Annotated in this window: 20 protein-coding genes; 9 read left to right on the top strand and 11 right to left on the bottom strand. The window is 72.5% G+C overall.

The features are described from left to right. Positions 1-32: 32 nt before the first annotated feature. Complete coding sequence (locus tag TR50_RS24945; RefSeq protein WP_042426148.1) at positions 33-1136, top strand: LacI family DNA-binding transcriptional regulator; 1104 nt, start codon at positions 33-35, stop codon at positions 1134-1136. 85 nt (positions 1137-1221) lie between these two features. On the opposite strand, the gene TR50_RS24940 is transcribed toward TR50_RS24945, so the two are convergent. The 4 genes from TR50_RS24940 to TR50_RS24925 form a co-directional block, all read right to left on the bottom strand. Next, complete coding sequence (locus TR50_RS24940) at positions 1222-2304, bottom strand: LacI family DNA-binding transcriptional regulator (protein WP_042426145.1); 1083 nt, start codon at positions 2302-2304, stop codon at positions 1222-1224. Positions 2305-2421: 117 nt separating this feature from the next. After that, positions 2422-3579: a LacI family DNA-binding transcriptional regulator gene (locus TR50_RS24935; RefSeq protein WP_042426143.1), complete on the bottom strand. Its 1158-nt coding sequence runs from the start codon at positions 3577-3579 to the stop codon at positions 2422-2424. Between the two features lie 107 nt (positions 3580-3686). Beyond that, the gene (locus TR50_RS24930) at positions 3687-6251 is read right to left on the bottom strand and encodes an RICIN domain-containing protein (RefSeq protein WP_052441304.1); all 2565 of its coding nucleotides are present in this window, start codon (positions 6249-6251) and stop codon (positions 3687-3689) included. A gap of 281 nt (positions 6252-6532) precedes the next feature. Continuing rightward, positions 6533-6988 (bottom strand): hypothetical protein, encoded by a 456-nt coding sequence (locus TR50_RS24925; protein WP_042426288.1) that lies wholly within the window; start codon positions 6986-6988, stop codon positions 6533-6535. 72 nt (positions 6989-7060) lie between these two features. Here TR50_RS24925 and TR50_RS24920 point away from each other — a divergent pair, with 72 nt between their 5' ends. Both TR50_RS24920 and TR50_RS45785 read left to right on the top strand, forming a co-directional pair. Continuing rightward, positions 7061-7330 (top strand): hypothetical protein, encoded by a 270-nt coding sequence (locus tag TR50_RS24920; RefSeq protein ID WP_152648614.1) that lies wholly within the window; start codon positions 7061-7063, stop codon positions 7328-7330. A gap of 108 nt (positions 7331-7438) precedes the next feature. Continuing rightward, positions 7439-7903: a hypothetical protein gene (locus TR50_RS45785; RefSeq protein ID WP_152648613.1), complete on the top strand. Its 465-nt coding sequence runs from the start codon at positions 7439-7441 to the stop codon at positions 7901-7903. A 64-nt stretch (positions 7904-7967) separates the two neighbouring features. Here the strand turns inward: TR50_RS45785 and TR50_RS49820 are convergent, their stop codons facing one another. Then, positions 7968-8096 carry a hypothetical protein gene (locus tag TR50_RS49820; RefSeq protein ID WP_269084811.1) on the bottom strand — a complete coding sequence of 43 codons (129 nt, stop codon included), beginning with the start codon at positions 8094-8096 and terminating at the stop codon, positions 7968-7970. Between the two features lie 125 nt (positions 8097-8221). After that, a complete protein-coding gene (locus TR50_RS24910; protein WP_042426136.1) occupies positions 8222-8818 on the bottom strand; it encodes a TetR/AcrR family transcriptional regulator in 597 nt (198 codons plus the stop codon). A gap of 99 nt (positions 8819-8917) precedes the next feature. Between TR50_RS24910 and TR50_RS24905 the strand changes: the two genes are divergently transcribed. Continuing rightward, a complete protein-coding gene (locus tag TR50_RS24905) occupies positions 8918-9388 on the top strand; it encodes a nuclear transport factor 2 family protein (protein WP_042426132.1) in 471 nt (156 codons plus the stop codon). Between the two features lie 41 nt (positions 9389-9429). Continuing rightward, entirely contained in the window at positions 9430-9939 is a 510-nt protein-coding gene (locus TR50_RS24900) for a phosphatase domain-containing protein (RefSeq protein ID WP_042426285.1), read from the top strand. A gap of 97 nt (positions 9940-10036) precedes the next feature. On the opposite strand, the gene TR50_RS50420 is transcribed toward TR50_RS24900, so the two are convergent. Then, the gene (locus tag TR50_RS50420) at positions 10037-10111 is read right to left on the bottom strand and encodes a 50S ribosomal protein bL37 (protein ID WP_439654239.1); all 75 of its coding nucleotides are present in this window, start codon (positions 10109-10111) and stop codon (positions 10037-10039) included. A 56-nt stretch (positions 10112-10167) separates the two neighbouring features. Next, positions 10168-11007, bottom strand: a complete 840-nt coding sequence (locus TR50_RS24895; RefSeq protein ID WP_042426129.1) for an SDR family NAD(P)-dependent oxidoreductase — start codon at positions 11005-11007, stop codon at positions 10168-10170. A 437-nt stretch (positions 11008-11444) separates the two neighbouring features. Between TR50_RS24895 and TR50_RS24890 the strand changes: the two genes are divergently transcribed. Both TR50_RS24890 and TR50_RS24885 read left to right on the top strand, forming a co-directional pair. Next, complete coding sequence (locus tag TR50_RS24890) at positions 11445-12101, top strand: DUF1707 SHOCT-like domain-containing protein (protein WP_084700943.1); 657 nt, start codon at positions 11445-11447, stop codon at positions 12099-12101. A 128-nt stretch (positions 12102-12229) separates the two neighbouring features. Then, positions 12230-12817: a hypothetical protein gene (locus TR50_RS24885; protein WP_042426127.1), complete on the top strand. Its 588-nt coding sequence runs from the start codon at positions 12230-12232 to the stop codon at positions 12815-12817. A gap of 47 nt (positions 12818-12864) precedes the next feature. On the opposite strand, the gene TR50_RS24880 is transcribed toward TR50_RS24885, so the two are convergent. Together TR50_RS24880 and TR50_RS24875 are read right to left on the bottom strand one after the other, a co-directional pair. Continuing rightward, positions 12865-14925: a SpoIIE family protein phosphatase gene (locus TR50_RS24880; protein ID WP_052441303.1), complete on the bottom strand. Its 2061-nt coding sequence runs from the start codon at positions 14923-14925 to the stop codon at positions 12865-12867. Positions 14926-15261: 336 nt separating this feature from the next. Beyond that, complete coding sequence (locus tag TR50_RS24875) at positions 15262-16068, bottom strand: SAM-dependent methyltransferase (protein WP_042426122.1); 807 nt, start codon at positions 16066-16068, stop codon at positions 15262-15264. A 190-nt stretch (positions 16069-16258) separates the two neighbouring features. Between TR50_RS24875 and TR50_RS24870 the strand changes: the two genes are divergently transcribed. Continuing rightward, the gene (locus TR50_RS24870; RefSeq protein WP_042426120.1) at positions 16259-16561 is read left to right on the top strand and encodes a hypothetical protein; all 303 of its coding nucleotides are present in this window, start codon (positions 16259-16261) and stop codon (positions 16559-16561) included. Positions 16562-16650: 89 nt separating this feature from the next. On the opposite strand, the gene TR50_RS24865 is transcribed toward TR50_RS24870, so the two are convergent. Beyond that, the gene (locus tag TR50_RS24865) at positions 16651-17214 is read right to left on the bottom strand and encodes a DUF4232 domain-containing protein (RefSeq protein ID WP_052441302.1); all 564 of its coding nucleotides are present in this window, start codon (positions 17212-17214) and stop codon (positions 16651-16653) included. A 202-nt stretch (positions 17215-17416) separates the two neighbouring features. Here TR50_RS24865 and TR50_RS24855 point away from each other — a divergent pair, with 202 nt between their 5' ends. After that, a complete protein-coding gene (locus TR50_RS24855) occupies positions 17417-18628 on the top strand; it encodes a helix-turn-helix domain-containing protein (protein WP_042426114.1) in 1212 nt (403 codons plus the stop codon). The last annotated feature ends 50 nt before the right edge of the window (positions 18629-18678 follow it).

Raw genomic sequence — 18678 nt, 5'->3', positions numbered from 1 at the left:
CATGGTCCGTCCGCACGGAGGAGAGGTGTCCCGTGACCCTTCCGGCGTCGGAGCGGCGGGCTCAGATCCTCAGTGCGGTGCGCCAGTTCGGCACGGTGCGGGTGGTCGAGCTCGCCGACCGCCTGGAGATGTCGGCCGTGACCCTGCGCCGGGATCTCACCGCGCTGGCCGTCGCCGGGCAGCTGCACCGGTCGCACGGCGCCGTCACCGTCGGTGCGTCCGCAGCGCTCGCAGCACCCGAAGTACCCGCGGCGCCCGAAGCGTCCGAAGCGGCGTCGGCCCGCCCTGTGCCGTCGGTCGGCATGCTGGTCCCCACGGTCGGCTCGTACTTCGACGAGATCATCGGCGGGGCCCGCGCCGCGGCCGGAGGGGCCCGGCTCGTCCTCGGGATCGCCGCCTACGGGGCACGCGACGACCAGGCCCAGGTGGCCCACCTCCTCGAGGAGTCCGTGGACGGGCTGCTGCTCAGCCCGAACTGGTCGCCCGAGGCTCGCGGCGGCCTCGACTGGCTGGCCGAGCTGCCGGTCCCGGCGGTGCTGGTCGAGCGCCGGGCCGAGCCGGGCCGGCGGGCGGCCGACCTCGACTCGGTCGCCTCGGACCACCGCCACGGCGTCCTCCTCGCCCTGCGACACCTGGCCTCGCTCGGCCACGATTCCGTGCTGCTCGCCGCCCGCGACGACAGCTGGACCGCCCACCAGGTGCGGGCCGGCTACGCGGAGGGCGTCCGGCACCTGGGGATGACGCCGCTTCCGGTCCTCGATGTCCGCGATCCGCAAAGCCCGGAGGCCGGGCAGGCCGAGGTCGTGCGGTTGGCCGACCGGATCGCGCACCTGGCCGGAGAGGGAGTGCACGCCGTGCTGGTGCACAACGACCACGAAGCCGTCCAGCTCCCGATGCTGCTGCGCGCCCGCGGCCTGCGGGTGCCCGACGACGTGGCGCTGATCTCCTACGACGACGTGTTCGCCGCCCTCGCCGCCCCGCCCTTGACGGCAGTGGCACCGCCCCGGCGCGCCGTCGGCGCCACCGCGATGGAGCTGCTGCTGCGCCGCCTGGAGGGCGGCGCGACGGTGCCCGCGCGCCGCGTCGACCTGCTGCCCGCGCTCAACGTCCGCGGCTCCTGCGGCGCCCTCTGCTGAAGCCGCTGAAGCCGCTGAGGCTGCGTGCCGCTGTGCTGAGGGCTGACCCCGCAGTCGGGGCCCTCACGGGGACGCGGCTGTGGGGTCAGCGGCTCTCGGCGCCGGTTCCGCCGCCGCAGGAGGTGCGGATCTTCAGCTCGGGCAGCAGCCGGACATGGTGAACCGGCAGGTTGTCGCCCTCGCCGAGCCGGCGGATCAGCAGGTCCAGCGCGGCGGCGCCCACCGCGCGCTTGGGCGGGGAGACGGCGGTCAGCGGGGGAGCGGCCAGCGCGGCGAAGACGTCGTCGTAGGAGATCAGCGCCACGTCGTCGGGGGCGCGCAGGCCGCGGGCCCGCAGCAGCGGCGTCAGCTGGATGGCCTCCTGGTCGTTGTGCACCAGCACCGCGCGCACGCCTCCCGCCACGGCCTCCGCGACCCGCGCCGCGACGGCGTCGGAGTCGAGGCTGGGACGCTTGACGTCGATCACCGGGTACGGCTCCAGGCCCAGCAGCCGGACGCCCTCGGCGTAGCCGACCCGGACCTGGTGGGACGTCCAGCTGTCCTGGCGGGCGACCAGCGCGACGGACTCGTGACCGAGCGACCGCAGGTGACGCAGCGCCAGCAGCACCCCGTGATGGTGGTCCGAGCCGACGGAGTCCAGCGCGGCCGCGGCGCTCTGCGGCGGCGCGATCCGTTCGGTCAGCACGGCGGGCACCGGCAGCTCGCGCAACCAGGCGGCGTCCGCGCCGTCGGCGTCGTCGGTGTCCGGGCGCCAGTTGGGAGTGAGCAGCATCCCGTTCAGGCCGGCGTCGAGCAGCTGCTCGACCTGGGCGATGTCCTCGCCCGACTCGTAGGAGGCGATGCCCAGCACCAGCCTGGCCCCCGCGGCGGCGGCCGCCCGGCGCGCACCGTCGATCACCTCGTCGAAGTAGGAGCCGACCGTGGGCACGAGCATGCCGACCACCAGCTCGCGACCGGGTGCAGCGGCGGAGGACCGTTCGTCGCGCGGCAGCGAGACGGCGCCGTGCGAGCGTCGCAGCAGCCCGCTGTCGGCCATGAAGGCGACGTCCCTGCGCACCGTGACCGGGGCCATGCCGATCCGCTCGGCCAGGTCCACCACGCGGACCGTGCCCAGCTCCCGGACCGCGTCGAGGATCTGGGCGCGCCGCTGTTCGGCCGTGATGGTCATGACTCCTCGCATCCTCCCTCCGCCCGGACCGCGGGCGGACGGTGCACTGTCCAGAGCAATTAGTATCACTCGATCTGGAGACGATCGAGGCATCCGGAAATCCCGCGCGAGCGGTGATCAGACGGGCTCGACTGCGGCGACCGGTCCCGAGCACAGGGCGTCGGCGTCCGGTTCGGCGGCTCCGCAGGAGCCGCGGACGGTGATCGTCGGCCGGAGCAGGATCTGGCGCGGCGGATCGTCCGGGTGCTCGAGCCGGTTCAGGAGCAGGGCGGCGGCCGTGCGACCCAGCAGGTGCTTGGGCGGGGCCATGGCGGTCAGCGGGACCCTGGCCGTGTCGGCGGTCTCGTCGTCGTACGCGACGAGCGACAGGTCCTCCGGGACGCGCAGTCCGACCCGTGCGGCGGCGGCCTCCAGGAGGGCCCCCTGCAGATCGCCGAAGCAGACCGCGGCGGTCGCGCGGACACGGCGCAGTTCGGCCAGGCAGCGGTCGGCCGCGACCGGGCTCCACTCCTCGCGCGCGGCCCAGAACTCGGTGCCGGTGATGCCGATTTCGCGGACGGCCGCGTGGAAGCCCAGGCGGACCGGCTCGGTCGTCGGGCTGTGCAGGCGCAGCACCAGGCCGACGGTCCGGTGACCGAGCCCGGCCAGGTGCCGGACGGCGTCGTAGCCGCCCGCCTCGTGGTGCGTGCAGACGCTGTCGTTGGTGTCGCCGAGGCTGCTCGCCCGTCGCTCCATCAGCACGGTCGGAACCGGCAGTTCGGCCAGCCGGGCCAGGTACGCGCCGGGAGGCTCCGGCCCGGTCAGCGTCGGGGCGAGCAGCAGACCGTCGACGCCCGCCTCCAGCATGTCCGCGAGGGCGCCGTTCTCCTGGGCCTGCTCGTAGTTCGAGCAGGCCGTGAGCGACGAGGCGCCCGCCGCCGTCAGCTCCTCCTCGACGCCGCGCAGGACTCTCGGGTAGTAGAAGGCGGCGTGGGGGACGATGACGCCGATCAGGGCGGCGCGTCGGGCGGCCGCCTTCGGGGGGAGCACGTAGGTGCCCGAGCCCTGGCGGCGGACGACCAGCGCCTCGTCGACCAGGTCGGCGACCGCCCGGCGGACCGTGCTCACGGACGTCCCGTGGGCGCGGGCCAGGTCCTGCTCCGTCGGCAGCCGGCTGCCCGCCGGCCAGACCCCCTCCGCGATCTCCCGCCGCAGGCGGTCCGCCAGGGTGCGGAACTTCAGCCCCCTGACCTGCGGGGCCGAGGCCCCGGCGGGTCCGTGAGCCGGGCCGGTCATGCGTACTCCCTGGTCGTGCACCTGGCGGAGCGGTGCCGCGTGGGCTCCGCTCCGCCAGGATTTCCCATGATCCACCGCCGGTCAACGCCCCTTCGGGCGCACGACTCCTACCCGACGGTCAGGCTCAGGTCGTCACAGGTGGAGGTGGACGACGCGGAGGGCAGGTAGCAGAAGACCGTGGCGGAGGTGTCGGCGGCGCCGGTGGTGAAGGTGTCGGACTCTCGGGTCCAGCCGGTGGCCGAGGTGTGTGCGCTCACCTGGGCGCCACCGAATTTCTTCACACCGAAGCTGGTGGAGGCGCCGGAGTCGGCGCGCACCCAGCCGGAATAGGTGTAGGTGGTGTTCGGCGACAGCCCCCTGACGGTGTACTCCATCGTCGCGTACTGGCCGGCCCCGGACTGCAGCCGCAGGTCGTGGGTCGGGCTGTGCGCGGCGGCGTCGGTGACCACGGCGGCGTCGACGGCGTTCCAGCCCGGCAGGTTGCCGGACTCGAAGTCCCCGCCTGGGATCAGGTTGGTCGAGCCGGCCGGGAAGGTCAGCGTCTGGGCGTCCACCGGGTGGGTGTCCCCGGCGCTCCCGGCGTTGGCCCAGTCGCGCTGGGGCGCCGTGACGACGCCGCCGGCGCCGGACGTCAGGCTGAGCGCCTGGCCGCTGTAGCGGTTGACCAGCCGGTAGCTGCCGGAGGGCAGGCCCGTGTCGGTGACCGTCTGGACGAACCACTGGTAGCCGACGCTGGTGCTGGCGTTGCTGCCGAGGGTGAGCGGAGCGCCCCACGCGCGGCCGGAGTCGGCCGTGTCGTCGACCCCGATGTCCTGCCCCGAGGCGGCGTTGGCGATGGTGAAGAACCCGTCGCCGGTCGGGGTGAAGGTCCAGCTCTGCGCCGCCGGGGCGGTGCCGGTGGCGGTGGTGGTCGTCAGGCTGCCGCCGGCCTCGGCCAGGTACTGCCCGTCCCCGGCGGCGATCTGGTAGCCGGTACCCGGGTCGACCGGCTGGGCGGGCAGGTTGGTTGACGCGGTGTCGATCGTCGTGGAGACCCACTCGGTGCCGCTGGTGGGGGTGCAGCTGTACATGCAGTAGTCGCGGAACGTCTTGCCGACCAGGTAGTTGGCGGTCTTGCTGACGCCGTCCAGCATCGACCGGTACCAGGCGCCGCCGCTGGGGTTGGTCACCGTGCCGATGTCGACCCACTTCTGGGTGGACAGGTCGGAGGTGGCGTAGATGTGCAGCGGGCTGGAGGTGGTGGGGTTCTCCGGCCGGGCCATGCTGATGTACTGACCGAGGTAGGCGTCGTAGGCGACGTCCATCCAGGCCAGCGGCGGGGCGCTGGGCAGTTGGCCGGCGGCGAGCTGCTGGGCGGTGGTGCCGGTGTTCGCCGGGTCGTAGGCGTCGTCCAGGTATCCGGCGGAGGTCCCGTCGGAGGGGATCAGGTCCGCCTCCTTGCCGCCGACGCCGGGCTGGGTCCAGGCGCCGTCGTACCACTTGTGCCACGAGGACGGTGCCATCTTGCCCGAGATCGGGGCCCGTGCGACGTGACCGAGGTCGACCCGGCCGCCGCCCGCCTGGTTCAGGATCTGGGTGTCGTAGTAGAGGTAGAAGTAGCCGGAGGCGTTGTCGACGAAGAGCTTCGGGTCGCCGTCGCCGTAGTAGTACGTCTGGCCGGGGAACTGCGTGCGCCCGTCGACGGTCGGGTCGTTGCAGGCGGCCAGCTGCAGCGCGTTCGAGCCGTCCAGGCAGAGGCCGGAGTCCGCGGCCAGGTGGATCTGCCCGTCGGTCCCGGACGAGGGCGTGGTGAGGTCCTGGGTGGCGGCGGTCCCGCAGGGTTCGAGGGTGAAGGTGGAGCCGGCCGCTGTGCCCGAGGCGGTCAGGCACAGGCCCGACGCGGGGTTGACCAGCGTGCCGCCGGTGACGGTCCACGTCTGGTTGGCGTGGCCGTTGCAGCCGTAGGTGCCGACGGCGGTCCCGGCGGTCGTGCCAGCCCCGGTGACGTCCAGACACCTGCCGGCGCCGATGCGCACGCTGCCGTCGGAGGCCGGGGTCCACAGCTGGTCGTTCTCGCGCACCGTGCTGAACGGCGAGGTGATGATGTGGCTCGTGATCGTCCAGGTGGCGCCGTGGTCGGAGGACTGCTCGTAGTCGATCGAGTCGTAGTGCAGCCCGTCGTGGAACGGCGAGGGGGTGAACTCGTCGTGCACCGCGCCGTACCAGGTGCCGCTGTCCGGGTCGACCCAGACGCCGATCAGGTCGCAGTAGTTCCGCTCGGCGTAGCCCGAGGTCTGCGATCCCGCGGGGTCGTTGGTGGCCTCCAGGCCCGTCGGGCTGTTGTTGCAGCGCACGGTGGTGTCGGCGTTGTCGGCGGCGGAGGAGATCGCGGCCTTGGAGACCTTCGTGTCCATGTCCGTGCCGGTCCAGAACTGCCAGGAGCGGCCCTGGCTTCCCCCGTACAGGGAGTGCGAGGACTGGAAGTAGAACGTGCCGTCGCTGTCGATGTAGGGGTAGGCGGGCGTGTCGTCGGCGAAGGCGTAACTGCCCGTCGCCCCGGTGGTGATGGTGTACGTGGGGGTCGTCGCGTGAGCGGGCGGCGCGGCACCGGCGCCGAAGACGGTGAGCGCCAGGGCGGTCGGCAGCAGGGCCGCGAGCGCGGTCCGGCACCGCCGCGGGGTGCGAGATGGCATGGGCGTCCTCTGGTCAGGGTCCGAGAAGCCTGTCCGGTGGAGGTGATGATGGCGCGTTGTCTCGACAGGCCCCGCAACGGGAGCCGACTGCGTCGGCTCCCGTGGTGCGCAAAAACGTAGGTTCGACAGAAGCCCTGGTCAACCGCGCTCGGAGCACATGAATTGCCCATGTTTTCACGGCCTTCGAGCGCTCCTCCCGGCCCTGCCGGATGGACCGGGACGGACTCGGGCGCGGACGGCGCGGGCGGCGCGGGTGGCGGTGATCAGCCAGGTGTCGCCGACTAGCGGTACGAGACCCGGCTGAAGGGCCAGTGGTCGGCAAGCCAGGCGGACAGCGCGTCGCGGAGCGGGGCGTCCAGGTCGGCGCGGCGTGCCGTCACCCAGGACCTGACCCTCATGAGCGAGGGGTCGGATCGGGACGGGTAGATGTACACGCAGCCCACGACGTGCCCCTCCGGGTCCAGGACCGTGTAGGTGAAGCCGAAGCGCTCCTCGAAGTCGGCTGCGTGGCGTTCCAGGTCGGCCAGGTTCTCCGCGGGGCTCATACCCCCGGCCGGGGGCCAGCCCGTCCCCTCGAAGCCGGGCGTGGCGCGGATGTGGTCGACCGAGGAGGTCCACGCGGCGAAGTCTGACGCGTTGTGCTGCGGCCCGAGCGGCTCCAGACGGAAGTCCGCCGTGATCAGGGCGCGCGGTACGACGAAGTCGTCGGGCACGGAGGGAACACGGTCTGCGGTCACGCCCGAACCGTACGACACCCGCGCCCTCGGCAGCCGCCCGCGCCGCCGAGCAGCCGTCTATGATCGCTGGTCATGGAATCCGTTCCGCGTGACATCGTCGCTGGTAACAGCGTGATCTCCTTCGACGGGCGGGTGCTGGAGCTCTTCGGCCACGCTGCCCGGCAGGGGAACCGCATCCACATCGCCTTGATCACGCGCATCGCGCACGGCGACGCCGCCGTCACGATCTCGGTGCGGGGCGGGTCCGACTACTCGATCACGCTGTCCGGGCTCGACGACGCGACGCGCGCGAGCCTCCGCCAGTTGATGGATGAGGTCGTGCAGTCGGCGCCGAACCTGTGATCGCCCCAGGGGTTGCGACGGTGGGGGTCGCGCTGGTGGCTGATTGGGGCTGGGCGCAGGAACCGCGCTAGCATCCGCGCGGGGGGTTGATTCATGGGGATATCGAACATGCCTGCGGCGAGACGGACCGGCCTGGTCCTGGGTGTCGCGGGTTTCGCCGCGCTCGGCTTCGGCGGGACGACCTGGCTACTGGGGCAGGTCTTCGGCTCGTCGCACACCGCCGCGGGGGCGACTGCACCAGCGCCTCAGGCGTCGCCGTCGGGCAGTCCGACGCCCGTCGCCGACTCCGCGCCGGCCGCGGTGGTCCAGGCGTTCTGCCAGGCCGTCAGCGCGCACGAGCTGCGGCACGCCTGGGCGGATCTCGGGGGCAGGAACATGGTTCCGTCGTGGACGACGTTCAGCACGGGGTACGCGGACACCACGAACATGTCGTGCGCGATCGGATCCGTCGACGGGGAGCAGGTCAGCTTCAGGATCGTCGCCGTCCACAGCGACGACACCGCGACACGGTTCGACGCCGTCTACCGGGTCGAGGGCGGCGTCATCACGGCCGGGACGATGAAGCGGGCCTGACCCGCGCCCTCGGCGTCGGGATCACGCCGGGTGCGCGGGTCAGGCCCGGGGGAGCGATCCGCGGTCAGTCCTCCGCCAGCACGATGTTCAGGTCGTCGAGGAAGTCGTCGTCCGAGCTGTCCGACTCCTCGGGAGCCTGGAAGACGACGGGGTCGTCGCCCCGGTCGCGCGGGATCATCTCGTTCTGCGGCATGGCGCACTCCTCGGATCGGTTCTCGGGTGGGCCCAGCTCAGCAACATCGGGCCGGAAGCGCCCGTCGAACGGCCCGACCGGGTGGATCACGCAGCGTGTGCCCGTCCGCGCGCCCGGAGCGGCAGTCAGCCCGCGGTGCGGGCGCCGGTGGGCGTGCGGGTGCGGTGCGTGTCGAGCGTCAGGAGAAGCCGCGCCGCCTGCTTCGCCTGACGGGACGCCGAGGGCGTGCCCGAGATGGCCGCGGTGGTCATGGCGCCTTCCGCCAGCAGGGCGATCTGGGCGCCGACGTCTTCGGTCGCCCCGGCCGATGTGGCGAGCCCTCGCAGGTAGGCGTGAAACGCCTCCTTGTGACGCCGGGCCGCGGCCGCGACCTGGGGGGACGTGCCGCCCAGCTCGCCGAAGGAGTTGACGAAAGCGCAGCCCCGGTAGTCGGGTCGCGCGAACCAGCTCTCCAGCCAGTCGAAGACGGCGGGGATCCGCTCCTCCGGGGTGTCCGCGCTCGTCTCGACATGCGCCACGAGGCTGTCGAGCCAACGGGCGTCCCTGCGCGCGAGGTACGCCTCGACGAGATCGCCCTTGGAGGGGAAGAACTGGTAGAGGCGCCGCAGCGTGACGCCTGAGGCGTCACGGATCACGTCCATGCCGACGCCCTGGATCCCTCGGGCGTAGAAGAGCTCCTCGGCGGCGTCCAGGATCCGCTCGCGCGTCGGATCGGTGTCCAAGAGTTTCCGTCCCTTGCTGTGAGAACCATCGTTCTCCTAGTGTAGGGGCATGCCGCTGAGAACGATCGTTCTCACCGAACCGAGCCAGAGGAGTGCCACATGTCCGAGCAGCGCCCCCCGCTCCCGCCCTTCAGCCGGGAGACGGCCATCGCCAAGGTCCGCCAGGCCGAGGACGGCTGGAACAGTCGCGACCCCGAGAAGGTCGCCCTCGCGTACACGCCCGACTCGCGCTGGCGCAACCGCGCGGAGTTCCTCACCGGTCGGGACGAGATCGTGAAGTTCCTGACCAGGAAGTGGGAGCGGGAGCTGGACTACCGCCTGATCAAGGAGCTGTGGGCGTTCGACGGACATCGCATCGCCGTGCGGTTCGCCTACGAGTGCCACGACGACTCCGGCCAGTGGTACCGGGCCTACGGGAACGAGAACTGGGAGTTCGACGACGCCGGCCTCATGCGAGCACGCCATGCGAGCATCAACGACCTGCCCATCGCCGAGGGGGAGCGCATGTTCCACTGGCCCTCGGGCCGCCGGCCCGACGGCCACCCCGGGCTCTCCGAGCTCGGGCTGTAGGGGATGCGATTGATCGTTCGAGTGGCTCTATCGTGTTCGGCGTGACGCAGACGACGAGCACCGCCAGGCCCCTGGCCGTCTTCGACCTGGACGGCACCCTCGCCGAGACGGGGCACCGGCAGCACTTCCTGGAACGGCAGCCCCGGGACTGGAAGGGCTTCTTCGCGGCGTTGCACAGGGACCCACCACTCGCGCAGGGCGTGCGGCTGGTCCTGGAGGCCGCCGCGGACTGCGAGGTCGTGTACCTCACCGGCCGGCCCGAGCGCTGCCGCCGCGACACGCTGGCCTGGCTGGCCCGTCACGGCCTGCCGGAAGGACGCCTGTGCATGCGCGCGGACAGCGACCGGCGTCCGGCCCGCACGATCAAACTGGAGGCCGTGCGCGGCCTCGACCGGCGCGGGGAGGTCCGCATGGTCGTGGACGACGACGAGTTGGTGTGCGACGCGGTCGAGCGGGCCGGCTTTCGCGTCGTCCGGGCCCGATGGGCCAGTACGTCCCAGCCGGGCTCCACGGTCCTGCGGATCGCACAGGAGCGCGAGGGCAGGACCTGACGGACCCTCCCCGGGCGGGACCGGCGGACGACGCCGGCCCGGAACGCGCCCGTCAGGGGCGCGTCCCGGGCCGGTCGGGGTGCGCGGCGGGGCTCTGTCAGGAGCTCGCGCGTTTGCCGTGGTTGCCGGCCTTCTTGCGGCGGTCGTGCTTCTTGCGGGCGCGCTTGGACATCTCTTCGGGGTTCCTCGGGGTGTGCGGCGGTCGGTGGAAGGTGGTGTGGTGCACCTTCAGACGGCGGGTTCGAGTGCGGCGGTGAGCTTCTCGCTCAGCTTGAGCAGGCGGTCCACCGAGCGTTTCTCGCTGACCTGCTGGCCCGTGCGGCCGACTTCCAGCCCCTCGTAGTAGGCGCCGTTGACGACGGCGAAGCCCGGGTCGCTCAGGGCGACGACGGTCTCGGCGACCTCGCCGGACGGGCGGCCGACGGTGCCGTAGAGCGGGCGGGTGGCGGTCTCGGCGACGCCGGGGTGCACGGTCACGGCGGTGTGTCCGGCCGGGAGCCAGTGCGCGAGGGCGGTGACGAAGGTGGTGAGCGCCAGCTTGGACTGGCCGTAGGCGGCGATCCGCGAGTAGCGCTTGGCGCGGGTGAGGTCGGTCCAGTCGATGTTGGCGGTGCGGTGCAGGGAGGAGCCCAGCGCCACGATGCGGGTGTCGGCGCCGCGGGCGAGCGGGCGTTCCAGCAGCCGGGTGAGCAGATAGGGGGCCAGGTAGTTGACCTGGAAGCTGAGCTCGTTGCCCTCCTCGGTGAGGGTGCGCCGCTCGGGGGCGGCGATGCCGGCGTTGAGCACCAGCAGGTCGAGCCGCTCGTGGTGCTCGGCCAGGTGGGCGGCCAGCGCGCGTACCTGGTCCAGGTGGCGGAAGTCGGCGGCGGCCTGCTCCAGGCGTCCGGTCGGTGCGCCGAGTTCGGCGAGTGCGGCGACGGCGGTCTCGGTGTTCTGCGGGGTCTGCCCGTGGACGATCACGCGGGCGCCGCCGAGGGCGAGTCGCAGGGCGGTCTGCAGTCCCAGTCCGTTGGTGGCGCCGGTGACCAGGGCGGTGCGGTCGGCGAAGGCGAAGGTGTCAGTGGACACGTCGATCCATTCGAAGGGTGAGATGAGGTGACTCCACGCGGAGCGAGCCGTGGTGGAGAGGTGGGCGCGCACGGGAGTGCTGCACGCAGCGTCAGCGCGCGCGATGAGGCGGACGGTCCTCGAGCCGGGCCGTGGCCACGGCGGAGCAGCCCGGCGCGGTGACCGCGCGGACGAGGCTGCGAAGGAGGTCCATGCGGACCATCACAGCGAGCCGGAACCTGCGACCGCAAGCGGGAGCCGGAATCCTGACGCAGCCGAAATGTCCCGGACGCCTTTCTTGACCCGGCTTTAGCGCCCTTGCCGCCCCCGAGCGTTGGGCCGCCCCTGAGCGTCCCTCCGAGAGGCCTGGCGGTAACCCGTATCGCGATATAGCGTTAGTTCCCGTCCGCGCCGTCAGCTTGCGCGCGAAGACAGTCGTCGAGCTCAGGACGGGACGTATGCCGGGAGAGACCTCGCCCGCCGGGAACGGCCCCGGCCCCGCCCGCGGCCCGCTGCCGGAGCTGCGGGCCTCCCATGCCGACCGGGACCGGACGGTCGACCTGCTGCGTGTCGCGGCCGGGGACGGCCGACTGACCTCCGACGAGTTGGACGAGCGCCTGGAAGCCGCCTTGTCCGCGCGGACGGTCGTCGAGCTGGCCGAGCTCACCGCCGACCTGCCGCCCGTGTCGGTCTTCGCCGGCGGGGCCGTGGAGGCCAGGGACCTCCTGCGCATCGAGCACAGGTTCAGCGCGGTCAAGCGGGTGGGCCCGTGGGTGGTGCCGCGACGGTTGGAGCTCTGCGTGGAGTGGTGCGACGTGACCCTCGATTTCACGCAGGCGGTGATCACGCACGACACCTTGCAGATCGACATGGACATGCGCGGCAAGAACCTGACGCTGGTCGTCGGGCCCGGCATCGTGGTCGATCCCTACGGTCTGAGCCTGGAGTTCAGCAAGGTCAGGAACCGTCAGGTTCCAGCCCCTGGCGCGCCGATCGCGCTGCGGATCGAGCTGACGGGCAAGAAGAGCTTCGGCCGCGTCGTCGTCCGGCACCCGCGGCGGACGGCCGGCCGGCGGCTACTGAGAAGGCCCGGCGCCCTTCCCGCTGGCGAATGACGCACCCGCCTGCGCGCGACGGAGGAGGATCGGCTGCGCGGGCGGGTCCGGTTTCCGGAGATCGGTGCGCGAGGGTCTGCCCGATGTCGCTGGGGCCTGGCACGCTGGAAGGGACGGAGGGGGAGTCCATGTCGCTTGTCGCCGTCGGCCCGTCGGCCGACCCGTCGCTGTTCCTCAGCACGCTCGCCGGCACGCTGGCCGTCTGCTTCACCATCGGCTTCGCCGGGCTGGGGATCGTGCTGGGCGGGGACCTGCCGACGGGCGCGCGGACCAAGGCGATCGTCTTCGCGCTCAGCGCGGTCGACCTGAGCGCGGTGGCGGCGCCGCTGCTTCTGCTGTGGGCCCTGGGCACGGCCCATCCGTTCTTCACACCGACAGCGGGCTGGGTCGACGTCTGCAGCCTCGGCGTCGCCGTGGTCGCCGCGGCGAACGTGTTCCTGCTGGCCGTCTTCGCGGTCCTCCCGTCGACCCGGGCACGGGTGGTCAAGGCCTGGAGCTTCCTGCGGACGCCCTCGGACCGGGAACTCCCGGACCGGATCGTCAGCAGCCTCAAGGTCCTCGCCGAGCACCGGGCGGCGGTCGGCCCGCACGCCCCCGCCGATGCGGCCGACACCCTCTCCGACCGCGAGCTGCTCGTCGAGCTGGTCAAGGCGGTGACGGTCCTGGTCGAGCGCCTGCCCGCGCAGCGGGACACCGAGCCGACCGAGCACCACTGAGCCCCACTCGGCACGACTGAGCACGCTCGCTCGCAGACCCAGCGCGGTCAGGGGAGGGCCTGCTCCGCCCAGAGCGTCTTGCCCCGGTCGGAGGGCCGGACGCCCCAGCGTTGCGTGAGCTGGGCCGTGATGAACAGGCCGCGGCCGTTCTCGTCGGTGTCCAGTGCGCGACGCAGCTGCGGTGCGGTGTTGCTCCCGTCGGAGACCTCGCACACCAGCGTCTCTCCGCGGATCAGCCGCAGCTCGACGGGTCCCTTGGCGTAGCGGATGGCGTTGGTCACCAGTTCACTGACGATCAGTGCCGTGCTGTCCACGATCTCGCCCTCCATGCCCCACCGCCTCAGCAGCTCGGCGGAACGCCGCCGCGCCACGCCGACGGACTCGGGGGAGTTCGGCAGCGTCCAGGCGCCCGTCCGGTCCGGACCGAGCGCGCGGGTGCGCGCCAGCAGCAGGTACGCGTCGCGCTGCGGTCGATCCGGCGCGAGGGCTGCGGCCAGGGCGTCACAGGTGGCCTGGAGCGAGGCGCGGGGGACGGCGACGACCTCGGCCACGCGGTCGGGCAGCGGGGCGGCGGCGTCGGTGGAGGCATCGACGAGGGCGGTGTTGTAGATGAGCAGCGTCGAGCCTTCCGGCAGGACCCGCTCGGTGACCCGGTACTGCGGCAGGCCTCGGCCCAGGGCCGGTCCGGCGTCGACGTTCAGGACGTCGACCTCGCCGCCGGGCAGGACCAGGACAGGTGGCGGATGTCCCGCGCTGGCCGTGGTGCACAGCCGGGTGACCGGGTCGTAGGCGAGGTAGAGGCAGGTCGGCTGCCCGGCGTCCGGGGCGTCGCCGGCCGCTTCGGCGTCGATGTCCTGCGTGGGGCGGCTGGCGAGCCCGTGCAGCCGTTCCAGGATCTCGTCCGGGGGCAGGTCCAGGTCGGAGAGGGCCTCGATCGCGGCGCGGAGCTCGCCCATGGCGGCGGGGTCGGCGGAGCCGGTGGTCGTGTCACCGGCGACGAGGGCGACCCGGTCTCCTGACAGGGGAACCGCGTCGAACCACCCCCCGCCGGTGCCGGTCGGCAGGTAGGCCTGCGCCAGATCGGCCGCCGCCTCGACCGACGTCCGCGGATGGGAGGGGCCGCCCGCCGTGATCCGGGCCACCGAACGCTCCCTGCCGTACAGCCGGGCGTTGTCCAGGCACTGGCCGGCGTGCGCGGTGACCTGCTCCGCCAGCTCCAGGGCCGCACGGTCGAACGGGATCGGATCGCGCCAGCGGTAGAAGCAGGCCAGGCCCAGGACGAGTCCCCGGGCGCGGATGGGCATCGTGATCATCGAGTGCGTGCCGGCGGCGATGATGCGCGCGTCCCGTCGACGCCCGGGGTCCAGCCAGCCGTCGTCCACGCGCAGTGGGCTGATCAGAGTCGGCGTCAGGGTGTCCAGCGCCGTCCGGTAGGGGGTGTCGGGCGGATAGAGGTCCACCTCGCCGACCAACGGGACGCCCTGCGTCTCCGCTCCGGCGACCGAGCGGAATCCCGCGCGTCTCATCGTCATGTTCCCGGCCGGCGAGTCGGAGGACGGCGCCTGACCCCTCAGGACGACGTCGAAGACGTCCACCGTGACGGTGTCCGCCAGGGCGGGGCAGGTCACCTCGCAGAACTCCTCCGCCGTGCGGAACACGTCGAGCGTCGTGCCCACTCGCGCGGCGGCGTCCGCCAGCAGGCGCAGACCGGCCTCCGCTCGGACACGGGCCGTCACGTCGCTGAGCGAGCAGGCGAGTCCCAGCACGGACCCGTCGGCACGGTCAAGACGGAACAAGCCCACGGAGATGACGATCTGGACGGAGGGATCCTCGGGGCTCCGGAACCGCAGCGGCAGGCCGAGGACCGGCTGTCCGCTCTCCAGCACGTGGTGGGCCGTCCGCTCGGCGACGTCGGAGTCGGTGACCTCGAACAACTGCAGGATCTCGCGCAGCGACCGCCCCAGTATCCGGTCGTCGGGGACCTCCCGCACCAGCCGTGCGGCCGAGTTCACCCGGACCAGCCGCAACTCCGGGTCGTACAGCTGCAACCCCAGGGGCGACTGGGTGAACAGGGCGCCCAGGAGCGCGTCCCCCAGGCCCTCGCCCAAGGGGCCTGCCTCCCCGCGACGCCCACCGGTTCCCATACGATGCCCATCGACGAGTCCTCATGGAGCAGCGAGACCCCTCCAACGTCGCGTGTGGGGACCGGCCACGCCACCGCAGTGCGGTATCCGTGTGACAGTCGGAGCCGACGGACGATCACCGAGCGGGCTCCCGGTTCGGCTTCCGGTGCGGCTCACGGTTCGGCTTCCGTTCCCCGCTCCGGGCGGAGGTCCCGCTTCCGGCGGAGGTCTCGCCTCCGGCGGAGGCTGCCGCAGGTCACGCAGCCGTGCCGGCCTGGGCGGCGGAGCCCTGGATCACCACGTCGAGGCCATCACGGCGCGTCAGCGCTTGAGCGCCACGCCGCCGTACATCCCGATCCGGTCGTCCCCGGCGAGGACGTGCTCGTCCGGCCGCCACTGCGACAGCATCACCAGACCGGGGTCGACCGGCTCCAGGCCGTCGAAGAACGCGGCGATCTCCTTGCTGCTCCGCACGGCGGTCTTCACCGACGACCGGGCGTAGGCCTTCGCGGTCGCGCGCATGCCTTCCGGGTCCAGGTCGGAGGTCACCTGCGACAGCACCAGCACGCTGCCCGGGGCGACGGCGTCCATCAGGGTGCGCACCGCGCCGTACGGGTCGTCCGCGTCGGTGACGAAGTGCATGACGGCGACCAGCAGCACCGCGACGGGCCGGTCGAAGTCCAGGCGGCCGCGCACCTCGGGGTGCTGCAGGATCTCCGCCGGACGGCGGACGTCCCCGGCGACGATCGTCGCGCCGGACGGCGCGGGCTCCCCGCGGCGGGCGAGGGCGTGCGCCAGGACGATCGGATCGTTGTCCACCCCGACGATCCGTGCGCTTGGCCGCACCGACAGCGCGGTCTCGGCCGTGCTGCCGGGAGCGGGCAGGCCGATGCCGAGATCCAGGAACTGGTCCAGGCCGGTCTCGGCCAGATGCCGTACGGCGCGGGTCAGGAACGCGCGGTTGACTCGGGCGAAATCCCGGACCGGCATGGCCTCCAGGGCCTTCTCGGCGGCCGCGCGATCGACCGGGAAGTGATCCTCGCCGCCCAGCAGGTACGCGTAGATGCGCGCCGGCGTGGCCACGGTCGGGTCGATCAGGTCGCGGTCCAGCGGCTCCGGTTCCGGCACGTCGTCCTCCGCCCGTCGACTTCCCCCTGGGGACCCGAGCGTAGCCCGGCCCGTGCGGCCGCCGTCCAGGGGATGCACCGAATGTGTGGGGCGGGAGCACGGACGCGGCGAGGCTGCCCGTCAGTGAACGTGGCGGGGCGGAGGCTGGAGGAGGCGCGTACGTCGCGCCTCCGAGTCGAGGAGTCCCGCCATGAGGTTCGTTCAGATCATCGAGTACAAGACCAGTCGCATCGACGAGTTCAACGCCCTGCTCGACGGCTGGGTGGAGAAGAACGCAGGCCACCGCCTGGCGACCCGGGCCTTTCAGGCCCGGGACCGCGACCAGGAGAACGTGTACCTGAACATCGTCGAGTTCCCCTCCTACGAGAAGGCGATGGAGAACTCCGGCCGCCCGGAGACGGCGGAGTTCGCGACACAGCTCGCGGCGCTGTGCGACGGCCCCCCGGTGTTCCGCAACCTGGATCTGCTGGACGAGCGGACCTTCCAGGACTGAACCCGCCACCCCCGTCCGGCGGGAGACGGACGCCTGCCCCGGCCGGACCAGTCTCCTGGCCCAGCCGGGGCAGTCGGGCGGCTTCGCTGCTACCAGCGCAGCGCGAGCCGCGCGGTGGACTGCCAGTAGGTGGTGCGGACCGAGTCGTCCACCCGGACGCCGGCCTTGGGGAGGGCGACGTGGGCCGCCGGGCCGACCGAGCCGCGCTGGTCGCGCCCTGCGAAGTACACCTCCAAGGTGTGCACGGCGTGGTTGTGCCCGGCTCCGCGGCTCGCGGTGTGGACCAGCGCGTAGGCCGACTCGCCCGCGGTCAGGGTGACGACCGCCTGCGGGATGCTGCCGGCGATGACGCCCGGCGCGGCCTGGGCGTCGCCGAACCGCAGGTACGGATAGCCGTACGCGTAGCAGGTGTGCTTGCCGGTGTTGGTGGCCGTGAGCAGCAGGCGCTGTCCCGGCTCGGTCTTGGCGGTGACCTTCATGTCGCCGCCGGTGCAGGTCGTGATCGGTGCGGTCGGCGACTTGGCCGCGTGGACGGCGGTGGCGTCGGACGGGACGGCCAGGGCGACCGCGGCGCCGAGGGACGCCACGAGGGCGGCGGCGGTCATGGCGGTCGTACGGACGACGCCGCGGCTTCGCAGGTGGGACGGGCGCATGGTGGTTCTCCAGGAAGAGCGAAGGAACGAAGTGCAGTCCCCAGCCCGGCGGTCCGCCGTGGGCTGAGGTGCCACCACCTTGCAGTCGATTTCACGGCCGTAGCCCCGTTCGCCCCCCGTCGTGGAACAGTGGAACGTTCCAGGTACTCTGACCTGGGGAAACGCTGGAGCCGTGGAACGGCTCGCGGATCGGGGGACGGGAATGGCCGTTGAAGCGCAGGAGTTCGCCGCACGGCTGCGGACGCTGAAGGACCGCTCGGGCAAGAGCTACGGCCAGCTGTCCACGCGGCTGCGCGTCAGCAACTCCACGCTGCACCGCTATTGCCATGGCACGACCGTGCCTCCGTCCTTCGCTCTTGCCGAGCGCCTGGCCCGGCTCTGCGGGGCGACACCGGATGAGCTGGTCGAGCTGCACCGGCTGTGGCTGGTCGCTGATGCCGCCCGTGAGCAGAAGCCGGCCCCCACCGCTCCCGCTCCCGTTCCCGCGGAGCCCGGGTCGGACCTGACCACCCGTGAGGAGGTCGGCACAGCCACCGCATCCGCAGCAGACGGACGTGCCGCTGCGGAGCCCGCCGCAGCGAGCGGCACCACACTGTGGTGGCGACGGCCCTGGACGGTGATCGGCGCGACCGCCGCCGTGGTCGCCGTGGTCGCCGTGACTGCGGTTGCCGTCCCCACCGGACCGTCCAACTCCCGCACCGTCTCCGGCCATGCCGCCGCCGCACAGCGCTCCGCCGCGCCGCCGACTCCGGATGCGTCCGCCGCGAGCCCGCTTCAGGTGAGCGTGCTGGACGACAACTGGGACGACCCCTGCGACCGCTGGTACCTGTCCGATCGCGCCCCCGGCTCCGTGCCCGCGCCGCCGGACCCGAACGCGACCGCGGCCTGGGCGGCTCGGCTCGGCGCCGTGCCCGCCGGACGCCTCCGACTCGAACTCACCGTTCAGGCCACCGGCGACGAGCCGGTCGTGCTGCACGCCCTCTACGTCCACGCCCGCCATGCGGGGCCTGCTCCGCACTGGTCCGCGTTCAACATGGGCACAGGCTGCGGCGGGGGCGTCACCCCCGCCTCCTTCGCGATCGACCTCGACGCCACGGCCCCCACAGCCAGGCCGACCCCGGGCATCCAGGGCGACACGACGGTCCCCGCCCTCGCGTTCCCCCTGCAGGCGTCCCACAACCAGCCGCAGGTCCTCGACATCGACGCCGGCGCCAAGAACCACGACGTCAGCTGGACCCTGGAACTCCTGTGGAGCCAGGGAAGCAGGCAGGGCACCCTCCTCGTCGACGACCACGGCCACCCGTTCCGCACCGCAGGCACCACCGGAGCACCGCGCTACGTCTACGACCTGGGCGGCACGAACACCTGGACGCCTGACCGTCACCCCCAAGACGCCGAGGACCTGCCCCGGTAAGTCGGCGATCCCTGTCGGCGCGAACTCCCGTGGCTCTGTTCATGTCTCAC

The sequence above is a fragment of the Streptacidiphilus anmyonensis genome, from assembly GCF_000787855.1.
Taxonomy (GTDB): domain Bacteria; phylum Actinomycetota; class Actinomycetes; order Streptomycetales; family Streptomycetaceae; genus Streptacidiphilus; species Streptacidiphilus anmyonensis.
Note: the sequence above shows the minus strand (reverse complement) of the source record. Positions and strands in the feature narration are given on the sequence as shown.